This window comes from Thermorudis peleae, from assembly GCF_000744775.1.
GTDB classification, from domain to species: domain Bacteria; phylum Chloroflexota; class Chloroflexia; order Thermomicrobiales; family Thermomicrobiaceae; genus Thermorudis; species Thermorudis peleae.
On sequence record NZ_JQMP01000001.1, the window covers coordinates 568740 to 583533 of the forward strand.

Below are 14794 nucleotides of genomic sequence, written 5' to 3' on the forward strand. Positions count from 1 at the left end.
GGCCTTTCCTTTCTGAGACTAAGTCTCAAGACTGATCTAGCCCGGAGTATAGAGCGTGACGCTCTCGATTGCAATCCATGGCGGCTGCCCCGTTCTCCCACCCGGTGCAGCGTTGCGAAGCTCAATCGCAACAGCTTGGCCTTCGCTGCCGGCTGGGAACGTCAGGACCCAACTCACGCGATCGCTCTTCTCATTGCTCAGCGGCGTCCCTTGCCACACCACCTGGTTATTCACGACGAGTTGTAACGGTATACCAGGCTGGCTAGCCAGCCCGGTCAGCTCAATCGCGAGAACCCGCGGCACGTTTTCCGTAGGGAGGGGCAGGCGTGCGCTGTTCTGTCCCGAACCGGCCCCAAAGAGAAAAGCTGCATCCTGTAAAGACTTCGGGATACCTGGCAACGCACCATCCCGCGCGGGAACATACGCACCAAGCTGGGTTGGCTTCACATCAATTTTCTTGAATCCAGGCAACCCCCGGCCAGGAAGGATGGTATCGATGCCAGGCACGATGCCTGGAACTGGTACAGCCAACGAGGGAGGCGGCGCAGGTGTCGGCGTTGGCGGTGGCGGAGGCGTCGGTGTCGGGCTCGGCGGCATGGGTGTGGGCGTCGGTGGGGGTGGCGTCGGTGTTGCCGTCGGTGCTGGCCGCGCCGTTGGCTGCGCGGTCGCAGTCGGCTGAGGCGTAGTCGGTTTCACGGTTGGGATCACCCCAGCCTGGGCAGAACGTGGCGTTCCGACAGGAGTCGGCGTTGGGCTTAGGCGATCGCTATCAGCAGCCACGGCAAATGCGAGCAGCATTACCAGTACGAGGAAGGCAACACCACCAGCGAGCAAGAACGAGCGCCAGCGATTCCGCGATCGAACACGGCGTGTTCGCACCCAGCCACTTGTCGGCCAACGGAGCCGCCCCTGCACGGCCGCCTCAAGCGCCGCGGCCATCGCCTCTGCTGAACGGTAGCGCTCCTCAGGAGCTTTGGCCAGCGCACGGAGAATGACGGCCTCCACGGCTGGGGGGATTGCTGGGTTGAGTCGACGCGGCGGCAGCGGCTGGGCATGTACATGCTGATACATGACCTCGACCGGCGATTGGCTAGTGAACGGCAGCTGCCCCGTCAATAATTCGTAGAGGATAATGCCGGCAGCATAAAGGTCAGCAGCTGGCGTCACGGGTTTCCCGAGTGCTTGTTCCGGTGCCATGTAGGCCGCCGAGCCAAGGATTGTTCCTGTCTCAGTCGCACCAGGATCGCGGACCACGCGAGCGATACCAAAGTCCGTGAGTTTCGCCCGTCCTGCGCGGTCGATCAGGACATTCTGTGGTTTGACGTCACGGTGCACAATTCCTGCCTGATGGATCGCTGCGAGCCCCTGAAGCAGATCGCCCATAATCCGCGCTGCTTCTTCAAGTGGCAAACGGCCACGTTGCCGGATAAATTGCTTGAGGTCAATGCCATCGACCCATTCCATCACCAGGAAACGCCGGTCCTTGTCAACGCCAGCGTCATATACCCGGACCACATTCGGATGGGTAACAGCAGCTGCAGCCCGGGCTTCGCGCTCAAAGCGGGCAAGGTCAGCCGGATCCGTTAGTGCAGCAGGATGGAAGAGCTTAATTGCGACGCGGCGGCCCAGGGCCAAGTCTTCAGCTACGTAGGTTGTTGCGGTGCTGCCTGCCCCCAGCCGCTGGAGGAGACGATAGCGACCGGCGAGCACCTGGGGGCTTTCAACATGCATGTGCCAACTCCATCACAGCGAGCATCTCGCCCTGACTGCCCAGGGGGATTGTACGCGTCAAGCGCCGCCCGGCCCAACTCTCCGCTTACCACTCCTCGACACTGATGCCCAAAAGGACGTTGTCGATCAGACGGGTTGTCCCCACCCTGGCAGCCAGCGAGAGCAGCGCCGGTCGGTCAACCGTGTCTAATTCGTCCAGTGTCTTAGCATCAGCTACGCTTACATACTCAAGCTGAATGCCAGGAGTCGCCGCCAGGTGGGCACGTACGAGTGCACGCAGCGCCTCTGCGTCTCGCTCTCCCGCGTGGTAGCGCGCTTCGGCAGCGAAGAGTGCTTGGGGGATCGCTGCAGCAATCTCCCGTTCAGTCGGTGAGAGATACACGTTGCGACTGCTCATTGCTAGCCCGTCCGGCTCACGTACTGTCGCCACGGGAACAATCGTTACTGGTACATTCAGGTCAGCGACCATACGACGGATTACTAATACCTGCTGGGCATCTTTTTGCCCAAAGTACGCGCGTGTTGGCTGAACGATATTGAACAACTTGGCCACGACGGTCGCGACGCCACGGAAATGCCCCGGTCGTGCAGCACCTTCCAATCGCTCACCGATTGGCCCCACAGCGATGAAGCTCGCAAACCCAGGCGGATACATCTCCTCCACACTTGGCGTGAAGACCAAATCGACGCCTTCACGGGCCAGCAACGCGAGATCACGGGGAATATCACGCGGATAGCGGGCATAATCTTCCTGTGGGCCGAACTGGGTTGGATTGACAAAAATGCTCACTGCTACGACCGGATTCTCTGCCCGAGCGCGGCGCACTAACGCAAGGTGCCCCTCATGTAAATAGCCCATCGTCGGCACAAAACCGACTGCCTTGAGATGGTGCTGTTGCCGCCAGGCACGGACAGCGGCAACCGTCTCAGCGACCTCCATCAGGCAACTCCCCTCGCTGGACATGCTCGGCCTGCACCTCGGCAACGAGCGCTGCCAGCTGCGCTTCGTCGACATCGCGCGGCAAGCCGAAGCTCTGCTCGGCTGTTGGGAATGTGCCCGCCCGCACGTCCTCTGCATAACGGCGGAAGGCATCAGTGATCACATCGGCGAGTTCGGCGTAGGGCTTGGCATGCCGTGGCAATGACCCCGGCAGCAGATGCAGCAGATCGGTGACGACCTGCACTTGACCATCGCAGTCTGGCCCAGCACCAATCCCAATCGTTGGCACCGTAAGCATGTGTGTCAGCGCCCGGGCAACTGGTGCGGGAATAAGCTCGAGGACAAGAGCGAACACACCAGCGTCTTGCAATGCGAGCGCGTCGCGGAAAAGCTGGCGAATTGCGGTGGGCGTCTTGGCCTGGAGGCGAAAGCCGCCAAGCTGGTTGACCGATTGGGGTGTCAGCCCAAGATGTCCCATGACGGGGATGCCCGCCTGCACGAGCCGCGCTACAGTGGGGGCAATGGCTGTACCCCCTTCGAGCTTCACCGCCTGGGCGCCACCTTCCTGAATCAGCCGTCCCGCGTTACGCAGCGCATCCTCGGGCGTAACCTGATAGGTCAGGAAGGGCATATCAGCAACAACTAGCGCCCGTTCACTGCCGCGAACGACTGCCTGCGTGTGGTGCAGGATCATCTCAAGCGTGACCGGTAACGTCGTCGCGAAACCGAGGATGGTCATACCAAGCGAATCGCCAACCAGCAGCATCGGTACACCAGCCTGGTCAGCCAACCGTGCCGTTGCGTAGTCATAGGCTGTCAGCATGGGAATACGCTCGCCACGCCGCTTCATCGCTTGAATTTCAGCGACGGTCACCCGCATCTGCTTGCTCCTCTCTCGCTGCCGCCTCCAGAAATGCTCGCACTGCGGCCACGGCCGCTAATCGCTCTGGCTGTCCCGTCGCTCGCGCCTCGGCCACGGGAATAGTCGCCTTTGCCAACGCGAGATAGGCCTCGCGTGCCAATGGCTCATCTGCCAGCACCGCGAGATGCCGCCTCAATGTCTGTTGATCACCTCGAGCAATCGGACCGGTCAGTGCATCGGGGAGGCCGATCCGTGCCAGATTGTCTACGGTGCTGCGCAGGAGCGGCAAGAGACGCGCAAGGGATTCGTCTGGCGAGAGGCCCACGTGCTGCAAGAGCTGAACCGCAATTGCCACTGACGACACGACATAATTCGAGGCGAAGACCGCGGCAACATGATAGCGCGGCCAGTCAGCAGACGTTAGCCGGAGCGGCTGACCACCAATCGCCTGGGCCATTTGCACAAGCGTTGTCGCTAGCGGCTCAGGCGCTTCAATTGCAATAGAAACGCCAGCCAGTGGCACGGAGCCACCAGCAAAGGACTGCAATGGGTGAAAGACACCGGTCTGTGCACCAGCGGCTTCAGCAGCAGCGAGGGGAGCCCGGCCCAACGCGCCACTACAATGCACGACGGCGTGAGCTGGCGTCCAGCGCAACGCTGTGCATACTAGCTCAATCGCGTCGTCAGGCACTGCGAGAAAAACGACTGCAGCCTGGTCGACGACTGCTTGTGGCGTATCTACCGCATGACAGCTAGGCAGGCACGCCACAAGCGCTGCTGCTCGCTCAGCATGCCGACTCCAGACAGCGCGTACTGGGTATCCTGCGGCTGCCAATGCGGGCGCTAGCGCCGATGCAACAGCACCTGCGCCGATCATCCCGATGACTGGCAACCTGGACGCACGCTCCCCCTCCATCGTTTCCCCTGGTTCACCCCGGGTTTACCGAGACTAGCCTATTGACGAACCGGCTTAGCAACAACGATGAGTCGATGGTCGTCGATACCATAGGGCCAACAGGTGACCAGTGTAACGCGTTCTTCCGGCATCGGGGCTAGGAACATCCCCGTCGCAAGGCGCTCTTGCAACGGTACCCCGACCTCCTTACGGTAGTGAATCTCCTCCACCCGGTACGTAAACTGCTGGCCACTGGCATTGGTCAGAATCACCAGATCGCCGATTTTCACATGCTCGAGATTGCGGAAGACCTCGCCCTTCCAGTCGTCATGCCCCGTGATGACGATGTTGCCACCCTCGCCAGGATTCGCTGACGTGTTATTGTGTCCAGCAGCATAGTCAGCCACGCGCCATTGGATCACTTGCTGCCCATCGATCGTCACGACGTCATAGCCAACCTCGACGACCGGCGCATCGATTCTGACTGAAGGAATCTGAATATGCGTTGGTGGTGGCATCTTGGGTTTCGGCGTCGGCGTAGCTGGCGCAACTGTTGGAGTTGGCGACGGTGGCGCTGGTGTCACTGTAGGCGTCGTTACGCCTGGCGACGGTATCAGGGCAACAGTCGTTGGACTCGGCGTCGCTTCAGACCCCAATGCTTGTAGCGGTGCTGGCGGCTCGGCAGCTGGGGCTGGAGAGGTTGACGTTGCGGTGGACAGTATCGTTGGACTGGCCAGCACTTGGTCAGGCGGGGCCACAGCCCGCCGCGGCTGCGTTGCAGCAATCGCAAAGGCTGCGCCGAGCACCATCAAGCCGAGCATGATCAGAATCGTGCTCAGGCTTACTTGACGGCTCGACGGGGCTGGCTGCATGACATCCTCGCTTTCAGCATCCAGTATGTTCGCTCGCTAGTTGTAGAGTATACGCCGCTGTGGCATCTGGCGGAGCACTTGCCTCAGCCCACAGTCGGATGCGATACTCGAGCCAGCACACGCACAAGTACAAGTGGGAGGGACGGCCATGGCTGCACGGGCATACGTTCTCGTCCGCACCGAGGTTGGCAAAGCCAAAGCCGTCAAAGAGGCACTCCAGCGACTGCCCGGTGTCGCTGCCGCCGACATTGTGACAGGCGACTACGACCTGATCGTCGCCATCGAGCAGGCCACACCAGAGGAACTTGGCCGGCTGGTCATGGAACAAATTCACGGCGTTCCCGGTGTTGCCGCAACCAGCACGCACGTGGTCGTTGGGTAATGATCCTTGCCGAAACCGGGGCAGGCGCAGTACCGTAAAATGGGCGAAGCGGCCAGTCGTCAGGCCAATAGGAGGAACCGAATAGAAAGGAGGAGATGGTGGTCCTGGCCGATGCGCTTGTCCCTCGCGGATGGCGTGCTACACCAGCACTCCAAACGGTGAGCAGCGTTGTCCTCGTCGTTGCTGCTAGCCTCCTCACAGCACTAGCAGCGCAAGTGACCATCCCACTGCCCTTCACGCCAGTACCGATTACCGGGCAGACTTTCGCAGTTCTCCTCGTCGGCGCAGCTCTCGGCAGCCGTCGTGGGGCAGCTAGTCAACTCCTCTACCTTGCTGAAGGGCTCGCAGGGATGCCAGTCTTTGCCGGCGGCAAGGCTGGGCCAGCGGCATTGCTCGGCCCGACTGGTGGCTACCTCGTCGGCTTCATCGCTGCTGCGTTTGTGACTGGATGGCTCGCGGAGCGAGGTTGGGATCGACGCGTGCTCACCGCAGCATGCGCGATGGTGCTCGGCAACCTCACCATCTACCTCTTTGGGGCAACCTGGCTTGCTACATTCACCGGCCTGGCGAAAGCCTTGACCCTTGGCGTGCTGCCATTCCTGCCGGGAGACGCACTCAAGATCGCCCTTGCTACGGCGCTGCTGCCGAGTGCCTGGCATGTAGTGGCCCTCGCTGGGCTGCCGCGGGAACGCTAGCTCGCTGCCAGTCGCGCCTGGGCCTGTTCAACGGCGGCCGCGAGCATTGCAAGCGCAGTGCTGAGTTGCTCGCGGCCGTCCGGATGAAGTGTTGCCGGGTCGAGTGCCGCCAGGCGCTCGGCAACCTGGCGAAGTTCAGCAGCCAACGCCGCAACCGCTGCCGCTGGCTCCGTACCAACTTCGGTACGCCCATTTGCCCGGTGGCGTGCCGTGCGCGCAGGCGCAGCTGATGGCGGTTGAGTGCGGAGCCGGTCGCGAAGCGTGCGTAGCTGTGTCTGCAGCGACTCCGGCGTATGCAAGGCAAGGCTTGACTCCTCACGTAACGCACGAGCAAGTTGCTCGATCTCCCGCTGCTCAAGCTGCTCCTCGACAGTGAGCTGGGCCAAAGCGACCTGCGCTGGCTCTGGCAAGCCGTGGAGCGGCCGCGTTTGCTTCTCGGAGAGCTGCCCCGCGCGAATCGCTTCTTGCACCGGCGGCGGCAACTTTTCCGTGCTGAGCAACTGGAACAACCGGCTTCGCTTAATGCCAACAGCTTCAGCGACCTGTTCCCACGGCACATCGCCGAGTTGTTGCTTGAGACGGCGTAAAGCCGCAGCGCGATCCAGCGCGTTGAGGTCTTCTCGCAGGATGTTTTCCATCAACTGCTGGATCAATCGCTGCTCGTCACGCACGTCCCGTACGAGAGCGGGAATTGTCTCCAGCCCCGCCAACTGTGCCGCTCGCCAGCGCCGCTCGCCGTGGATGATGACATAGCGATCGCGAGCAGCGTCGTAATAGACAGCGATCGGCTGGAGCACACCTTCGCGTCGGATCGACGCAGCGAGCTCTTCCAATCGTTCTGGATCGAATGAGCGGCGAGGTTGGTCTGGGTCAGGCTCAATCCGGTCGAGCCGAATCTCCTTGGCTGTCGGTAGGTCACGCGTTCCCACGGCACGTGGCGACGTATCGGCAAAGAGCGCATCGACCGTGAAACGGCGCCGACGCGTATTCATTGCGGACGATTGGACGGCTTGTGTATTCCCGTTAGACATGGCTGACCCTCCCCACACAACGCCACAACTCAGCCGCCGCCTGGCGGTAGGCAGCTGCCAGCGACGAGCGCGGCTGGTACTGGAGGATCGACGTGTGCTCGGCGACTGCCTCGGCCCCTTTGACGGAAAGCGGAATGGCGGGAAAGAGCGGCAATTCTGGAAACTGCTCTTGAAGCGTCGCGAGCATATCAGCGACGAGTCGTGAGGAATGATGCACCTTCGTTGGCAAGAAGCCGAGTACCGTCAGCGCCGGGTTCAGCCGCCGCACACGATTCACGGTCTCGAACAAGCGTCGCAGCACCATCAAGGCAAGCGGATGTGGTTCGATCGGAATTAACAGCGCATGGACAGCGACCAAAATATTGATGCTGAGAATATTTAATGCTGGAGGACTGTCAATCAGAACAATGTCATATGGCAGCGGCTCAGCGGCATCGAGCGCGTGACGCAACCGGCGCTCCCGCTCAAGCGCGCTGAGTAACTCCAGCTCAGCAGCCGCCAAGTCGGGATGGCTCGGAACGAGTTCGAGGCCTGCGACCGTCGTCGGTTGGACAACCGCACTCAGCGGAAGAGGCTCGTCGACCAGCAAGTCGTAGACCGAAGATTCGAGGTGCTGCACATCGACACCCAGCGCCATTGTCAGACTTGCTTGCGGGTCGAGATCAAGCGCAAGCGCCCGCAACCCCTGCTCGGCAAGTGCCGCGCCAAGGTTCAGCGTGCTCGTGGTTTTAGCCGTGCCGCCTTTCTGGTTGAAGAGCGCAACGCGCGGCGTCATCCCCGGCGCCCTCCTGTACGTACATCATGCCATCTGTAGGGTACCAGAGGATGACGCCTGTGTCGAGGTGGCACAGCCTTAGGGTACCAGCGCGACCCGACTTGTGACCTCGCCCGCGCGCAGACGCTCGACCCACTGCCCAATTTCATCAAGTGGATGGGTCTCCACCTGAGGGCGAATGAGACCGCGTGCAATCAGGTCAAGCACAGTCGCCAACTCTTGACGCGTTCCCCAGAAGCTCCCCAACACTGCCACTTCGTCGGCGATGAGGCGCAGCCCAAGCATAGTCCCGCCGGGAGTAGCCAGCCCTACCATCACTACACGCCCACCACGGGCAACAAGCTGTTGCGCGAGCAACTTGGTTGCCTCCGCGCCGACGAAGTCAGCGACAAGCGTGATCGGCCGATCGACCGGCGGATGTGCAGGGTCGAGCTGGCGACTATCTACGACGCGATCTGCGCCATATTGCTTGGCCAGCTCAAGCTTCGCCGGTACGACGTCGACGGCGATGACAAACGCGCCAAGTGCTTTGGCAATTTGCACTGCGTTGAGCCCCAGTCCACCAACCCCGATGATCGCGACCGTTTCACCTGGCCGGAGTTGCCCAACCCGGGTCAGTGCATGGAACGGCGTCAGCACCGCGTCAGTTGCGACTGCCGCCTCTGCATCACTCACCCCGTTCGGGACAGGAACAAGCGCGTGTGCCGGCACCACGACGTAATCGGCATAGCCCCCGTCACGCGCCAGCCCCAGTGGCCGTGACGCAATACAGAGGTGGTCACGTCCCTCGCGGCAGTAGCGACATTGTCCACAGCCCGCTGGACCAAAGACGGCAACTCGCTGGCCAATCAGTGATGGATCAACAGCGTCGCCGACTGCGACAACGTCACCGGCAATCTCGTGACCAAGCGTGAGTGGGGTGGGAATTGGATATCCACCAAGCTCATCGAAGATAATGTGTAAGTCAGAATGGCAGAGACCCGCTGCCCGAACACGCACGAGGGACTCGGCAGGCCCGGGATCAGGACGAGAGACTTCAACGACGCGAAATTCTCTGGGGCCAAAGTAACGTGCAGCGCGCATAACGGCTGGTATCGTTGCCATGGCATCCTCCTCTGCCTTGCAAACATACGCCTACCATGGCAAGCGTACTGGCCGTACTGTTCACTGCAACACCCTTTAGGGTAGGATGCACCTACCCTAAGAGACGAGCCTGTCGATGATTATCCGGCGGGCTGAGCAGTGATGACATCGAGCGCGCGAGCAAATGCCGCGAGCGTCTCATCGACGTCAGCGTCAGTGTGAGCGAGCGAAACGTAGTATTTTTCACCTGGCACGACGAATAACCCTTGCTCTAAACATGCCAAGCCAAACCGGCGTGCACGCTCGCGGTCACTCGCCACAATATCGGCATAATTGCGTGGAGGACGTTCGGCAAAAACGACCTGAAAGAGCGGCCCTTCGCCGATCACCTGGAGCGGCAGCCTCCGCTCAGCCGCCAGTGCACGCAATCCACTCGTGAGGCGGTCAGTCACGCGATAGAGCTGGTCATAGACTCCTGGCTGGCGCAAGACCTGCAACGTCGCTAGTCCGGCAGCCGCAGCAATTGGATTGCCGTTAAACGTGCCACTCAGATGCGCCTCCGGTAAACCACGAGCACGCCGACGTGGATCCGTCAGCTCCATGAGCTCAGCTCGTCCAGCAATGGCTGCAATCGGATAGCCCCCACCCAGTGCCTTGCCGAACGTGGCTAAATCGGGCACCACGCCATATCGCTCTTGCGCGCCACCATATGCCAAGCGAAAGCCGGTGACGATTTCGTCGAAGATTAACACAATGCCATACCGGGCAGTGAGTGCACGCAGTCCTTCCAAGAACCCCGGTTCGGGAGGCAACGCGCGTTGCAGCGGCTCGCAGATCACTGCGGCAAGCTCGTCAGCATACGCACATATGAGTTGCTCCGTTAAAGCGAGGTCATTCCATTGGCTGACCAATACCGTCTCGCTCACTGGCTCGGGAATACCAGCGGCATCAGCTCGTGGCGCTGGATAGTCGGCTACTGTTGGGCTGACAGCACTCTGAAGCGCGTAGTCGTGGACGCCATGGAAGCCGCCCTCGAATTTGAGAATGCGGGCACGCCCGGTATAGGCCCGGGCAATTCGTATGGCATGCATCGTCGCTTCCGTGCCTGTGGAAACAAACTTCACGCGCTCAGCGCATGGCACTGCCTCAATGAGCACTTCCGCAAGCTGGATGATCGGCTCGTTCAGCCAATAGAATGTCGACCCACGGCTGGCTTGCCGGCAGACAGCCTCGACTACGGCAGGATGCGCATGACCAAGCAACAACGGACCAGAACCGAGGACATAATCAATATACGCTCGGCCATCGACGTCGTAGACACGGCTACCGCGGCCTTCAGCGATGACAAACGCATGCGTCGATGGCAGAGTGAAACGATTGAGCGCGCCACCAAGCGCACGATCGGCACGCACGAGCCAGGATGCGTGCTGGGTGGATCGTTGCTCAGTCATGGGCCGGCTCTTCAGCCATCGCTGTTGTCCGTCGCCGACGCGTCCGTGGACGATCACCAGCGCTTGCGCGGCTCCGGCGTCGCCCGCCAGCCGTCCGTACAACAGCGTGTTCCGGTAAGGACCACATAGTGAGGGACTTGAGAATCCGGGGGACGATGTAGGTTTTCGTGCCGAGAACGCCAGGGATGGCTGTTAGCTTCTCAGTGATGAAGTGATAGAGTGCATCGACTGATGGAACATAGACCTGGATGCTAATGTCACGGTCACCCGTGGTAATGCCGACGTAACTGACCTCAGGCAAAGCAACGAGCTGCTGTGCAACCTCTTGCAGCCGGCTTGGTTCAACCTCAAGGAAGATATCCGCGGTGACCTCATAACCGATCGCCGCCGGATTAAGGACAGCAACCAGCCGCACGACTCCCTCGTCAACCAAGCGACTGATACGCGCACGCACGGTGCGCTCAGCGACGCCGAGTTTGCGGGCAATCTCCGCGCTTGGCATGCGGCTATCCTGCTGTAGGAGCGTAATGATCCGGCGGTCGAGCTCGTCGAGCGCGCGAGCCATTTCAGGCGCTCCTCACTCTAGGGCTTTGCAGCCCACTAGGCACTTACCTCCACCCTCGGCTGTCATCGAAACGGCATCCAACTCCTCGTCCCATGTCTCAGTGAAGCTGCTATGTGCAGGATACGGGGAAATTCCGGCACACGCAAGCCCACGTCATTATTGGGATCCGAACTCTGATCGCCCGAGAATCAGGAACACACCAGTTCCGAGATCAGGCAGCAAGATGAAAGGGTAGTGATGCGGGATCGCGCCGAGTAATCCCAGGGCCACGATCGCCATGCCCAGCGGCCATCCCCCAGGGGAACGGCGGTAGATGAAGGGCGAGGCGATCGCATGGAGAAGCATCAGTCCAAGGTCAATGTCGGCCAATGTCGGCCGCCCCATCAAAAACGTGTAATATGCCATCAATCCCCATGCCGCTGCTGTCACCAGAAAGGCTGTCCCAATGATCAGCACTTTACCGGAATATGGCGGCGTTTCCGCCGGCGGCCGCTCATTCTCGTGACCAGGCCGACGCACGTCTCCTCCCGTCTGATCCTCAACCAGCTCAGCCGGACACGGCAGGTTCATTCTGCCGAGGCGTTCTCATGCTGTCAATATGTGAGAATCCCCAGCATCTAATCTCCTCCTACATGCTATCGTACACAGTTGGACACAGACAGGGAGGAACGAATGGATCGTGAGCAAGCTGAGGAATTGGTGCGCGCCCATACTGCCTTCGGGCCAACCGCCCCAACGTGGGTGCGGCCGAGTTATGACGGACTGGGCATCACGAACTTGCCGTGGTCGATCCTCAACACCCTTGACGTTCCGCTCGCTGGTCAGCCAATCGATACTCGACTCTGGCCGAATGCAGGTACTGGCATTGGAGCAATTCTTCTCCTCATCATTGACGGGCTTGGTTACCTCCGCCTGCAGCAAGCAATTGCCGATGGACTCATGCCAGGGATGGCACGGCTTGCCCAACAATCCGTTCTCTTTCCTCTGACCTCTGTCTTTCCCTCGACGACAGCGGCGGCCCTCACGACGCTAGCGACTGGCGAGCCACCAGCACGTCACGGACTGGTCGGCTTTACTGCGTTCCTGCGTGAATTCGGCATGCTGAGCAACCTCCTCTTCTGGGCCCCAATCGGTCGCTTCCCATCGTTCGCCAGCCAAGGACTCGATCCACGCGATTTCTTGCCTGTCCACACGATCGCCGAACGAGCTCAGGATGCCGGCGTCACCGTGACCGTCGTTAGCCCCATCACCTTCCGCGATACGCCGCTGACGAAAATGCATGCGAGCGGTGCCCACTTCCTCGGCTACCGGACGCCCGGCGAGTTTGTGAGCCACATCCATGCAGCGCTCGCTCAGCCTGGGCGCCAACTTGTCTCTGCATACTGGGATTCAATCGATCATCTCGGCCATTTCAGCGACCCAGCAAGTGGTGCACTTGAGGAGGAACTCCAACTTCTTGATACGATCTTCGCCGACCGCCTGCTCACTCGCTTGCCTCGCCGTGATCTCCTCGTCATCCTCACTGCCGACCACGGCATGGTGCAACTTGACCGGGCGCATGAGCACTCGCTGACAAACTCGCCCCTGCTCAGGCAGATGCGAATGCCACCAGGCGGCGAGCGCCGCGCTGTTTACTGTTATGCTGCTCCTGGTGAAGAAGCTACCCTTACTGAGGCTTTAGCCCATCTCGTTGGTGAGGACGGCTGGGTTGTTTCGACAACGCATTTGCTCCAGGAGGGACTCTTCGGGCCGCCGCCGCACCATCCAGAGACACCCTGGCGCGTCGGGGACATCGCCATCATTGCCCGTGGGCCAGCGAGTTTCCCCTATGATCCTCCCGGCATCACCACTAGGCCGACCTACGGTGCCCATGCCGGCCTCGAGGCTGAAGAGCAACTTGTGCCATGCCTTATCTGGCGTCCATGATCGTCACATCACGCTGTTCCGCCGGCTGAGCAGGCAGTGGGTGACGCGGAAAGCCAGCGAGGACCAGCACAACGGCTACAACGACGAGGCCGAGGATCCCGAGATAGACACCGGCAAGACCAGCCGAGAGAGCATCACGCAGGGCAGCGAGCTGACCCGGGCTCAACGCCGCCCGAAGGGACGGATCAAGCAAGGCATTGGCCGATACATGGTTAAGTTGCAGGCCGGTAAGCCGCCGGGCCATGGTTGTGGTTAATACCGTCCCCAACGCTGCGACACCAACAGCCCCGCCAATCGTTCGAGAGAAGCCGACAAGTGCGGTAACGATCCCGCGTTCTTCCCAACCCACCGCATTTTGCACAGCAATAATGAAGGCAGTCGAACTCAGTCCCATGCCAATACCAAACAGTGCCGCAGCGGCGACCGCGAGAGCGAGCGCGCGGGTCAGTGGCACCAACTGGAGCACAAGGCCAGCCACCAGGAGGGCTACCATCCCCGCGACAACAGAGGCACGGAACCCAAAGCGCAAGATTACGCGACCAGCCGTTGGTGCAGCCACCGACCAGCCAATGGAATACGGTGCGACAACGAGCGCGGCTGTAATCGCGGTGCCGCTCAGCACGCCCTGGACATAGAGTGGCAGATAGGAGCTCACCGCGAACATCCCCGCGCCGATGAAAATGCTCCCCCAAAAGACCGTGCTCACTAACCGACGCCGAAAGAGAGCTAGCGGCAGGATCGGCTCCGGCATCCGCGCTTCGATGACAACAAACAAGATCAGCAACACAATGCCACTGAGCAACCCGCCGACCACAACAGGCGACCGCCAGCTTGTCTCACCAGCTTGCAAGAGACCAAGGAGCGCGAGCGTCACGCCAGCTGTCAGCACTAGCGCACCAAGGTAGTCGATCTGGTGAGGGCGGCGCGTGATCCGTTCGTGCAGTGTCAGTCCAATCAGCAAGACGGCTGCGACACCAAAGGGCACGTTGATGTAGAAGATCCAGCGCCAGTTCAACCAGTCCGTGATAAAACCACCCACTGCCGGTCCTGCCACGGCCGACACACCCCAGACTGCGCTGGTATAGCCCTGGACTCGCGCACGCTCTTCCAACTCGTAAATATCGCCAAGAATTGTGAGCGTCACCGGAACGATACCTCCCGCCCCCAATCCCTGGAGGGCACGGAACGCCACCAGTTGTGGCATCGACTGCGCCAACCCACAGAGTGCCGAGCCGATGACGAAGAGAACAGCTGACACAAAAAAGACACGCTTGCGGCCATAGAGGTCAGCGAGGCGACCGTAGAGCGGTACAGTCGTCGTTGAGGTCAACAAGTATCCTGAGAAGACCCAGGGATAGAGCGCCAAGCCGCCAAGCTGGCCGACGATCGTGGGCATTGCTGTCCCAACGATGCTTGAGTCAAGCGCAGCAAGCGCTGTCCCCATCATGACCCCGATCAAAATTGCCGTTTTGCCAGCTCGACTTGCCCGCGCCTGCACTTCCGGCTCGACTTCAATACCCACGCCAGCCCCGCTTTCGCACTTTCCCCAGCTTGCTTGTGCTGGGAGTTGAAGTATAGTGCCAGCG

General features: G+C 60.8%; 15 protein-coding genes. 3 read left to right on the forward strand and 12 right to left on the reverse strand.

The window, feature by feature from the left end; genetic code table 11:
* Window positions 1–36: 36 nt before the first annotated feature.
* From N675_RS13420 to N675_RS02595, 5 genes are all read right to left on the reverse strand, one after another.
* Window positions 37–1731 (reverse strand): serine/threonine-protein kinase, encoded by a 1695-nt coding sequence (locus N675_RS13420; RefSeq protein WP_051913910.1) that lies wholly within the window; start codon window positions 1729–1731, stop codon window positions 37–39.
* Between the two features lie 85 nt (window positions 1732–1816).
* Window positions 1817–2671 carry a pantoate--beta-alanine ligase gene (panC, locus tag N675_RS02580; RefSeq protein ID WP_038037711.1) on the reverse strand — a complete coding sequence of 285 codons (855 nt, stop codon included), beginning with the start codon at window positions 2669–2671 and terminating at the stop codon, window positions 1817–1819.
* Complete coding sequence (gene panB / locus N675_RS02585; protein WP_051913913.1) at window positions 2658–3551, reverse strand: 3-methyl-2-oxobutanoate hydroxymethyltransferase; 894 nt, start codon at window positions 3549–3551, stop codon at window positions 2658–2660. Before panB ends, panC begins: the two co-directional genes overlap by 14 nt.
* Window positions 3532–4449, reverse strand: coding sequence for a Rossmann-like and DUF2520 domain-containing protein (locus tag N675_RS02590; protein WP_081886784.1), 918 nt, complete (start codon window positions 4447–4449; stop codon window positions 3532–3534). The genes panB and N675_RS02590 overlap by 20 nt, the downstream gene beginning before the upstream one ends.
* Window positions 4450–4487: 38 nt before the next feature.
* Window positions 4488–5300, reverse strand: coding sequence for a sortase (locus N675_RS02595; RefSeq protein WP_081886785.1), 813 nt, complete (start codon window positions 5298–5300; stop codon window positions 4488–4490).
* A gap of 148 nt (window positions 5301–5448) precedes the next feature.
* Here N675_RS02595 and N675_RS02600 point away from each other — a divergent pair, with 148 nt between their 5' ends.
* Window positions 5449–5682 (forward strand): Lrp/AsnC ligand binding domain-containing protein, encoded by a 234-nt coding sequence (locus N675_RS02600; RefSeq protein WP_038037713.1) that lies wholly within the window; start codon window positions 5449–5451, stop codon window positions 5680–5682.
* A 95-nt stretch (window positions 5683–5777) separates the two neighbouring features.
* Window positions 5778–6377 (forward strand): biotin transporter BioY, encoded by a 600-nt coding sequence (locus N675_RS02605; RefSeq protein ID WP_038037714.1) that lies wholly within the window; start codon window positions 5778–5780, stop codon window positions 6375–6377.
* Here the strand turns inward: N675_RS02605 and N675_RS13425 are convergent.
* The 6 genes from N675_RS13425 to N675_RS02635 all read right to left on the reverse strand — a co-directional run bounded on the left by N675_RS13425 (window position 6374) and on the right by N675_RS02635 (window position 11801).
* Complete coding sequence (locus tag N675_RS13425; protein ID WP_051913916.1) at window positions 6374–7408, reverse strand: ParB/RepB/Spo0J family partition protein; 1035 nt, start codon at window positions 7406–7408, stop codon at window positions 6374–6376. The genes N675_RS02605 and N675_RS13425 overlap by 4 nt on opposite strands.
* Complete coding sequence (locus N675_RS02615; protein ID WP_038037716.1) at window positions 7401–8183, reverse strand: ParA family protein; 783 nt, start codon at window positions 8181–8183, stop codon at window positions 7401–7403. The genes N675_RS13425 and N675_RS02615 overlap by 8 nt, the downstream gene beginning before the upstream one ends.
* Window positions 8184–8261: 78 nt before the next feature.
* Complete coding sequence (locus N675_RS02620; protein WP_051913918.1) at window positions 8262–9287, reverse strand: zinc-binding dehydrogenase; 1026 nt, start codon at window positions 9285–9287, stop codon at window positions 8262–8264.
* Between the two features lie 119 nt (window positions 9288–9406).
* Window positions 9407–10717: an aspartate aminotransferase family protein gene (locus tag N675_RS02625; protein ID WP_038037718.1), complete on the reverse strand. Its 1311-nt coding sequence runs from the start codon at window positions 10715–10717 to the stop codon at window positions 9407–9409.
* Complete coding sequence (locus tag N675_RS02630; protein ID WP_081886786.1) at window positions 10710–11282, reverse strand: Lrp/AsnC family transcriptional regulator; 573 nt, start codon at window positions 11280–11282, stop codon at window positions 10710–10712. The genes N675_RS02625 and N675_RS02630 overlap by 8 nt, the downstream gene beginning before the upstream one ends.
* A 156-nt stretch (window positions 11283–11438) precedes the next feature.
* Window positions 11439–11801 carry a hypothetical protein gene (locus N675_RS02635; protein ID WP_156100784.1) on the reverse strand — a complete coding sequence of 121 codons (363 nt, stop codon included), beginning with the start codon at window positions 11799–11801 and terminating at the stop codon, window positions 11439–11441.
* Window positions 11802–11954: 153 nt separating this feature from the next.
* On the opposite strand from N675_RS02635, the gene N675_RS02640 reads away from it, so the two are divergent.
* Window positions 11955–13208: an alkaline phosphatase family protein gene (locus N675_RS02640; RefSeq protein ID WP_051913920.1), complete on the forward strand. Its 1254-nt coding sequence runs from the start codon at window positions 11955–11957 to the stop codon at window positions 13206–13208.
* On the opposite strand, the gene N675_RS02645 is transcribed toward N675_RS02640, so the two are convergent.
* Entirely contained in the window at window positions 13192–14730 is a 1539-nt protein-coding gene (locus N675_RS02645) for an MDR family MFS transporter (protein WP_051913922.1), read from the reverse strand. The genes N675_RS02640 and N675_RS02645 overlap by 17 nt on opposite strands.
* Window positions 14731–14794 lie beyond the last annotated feature (64 nt).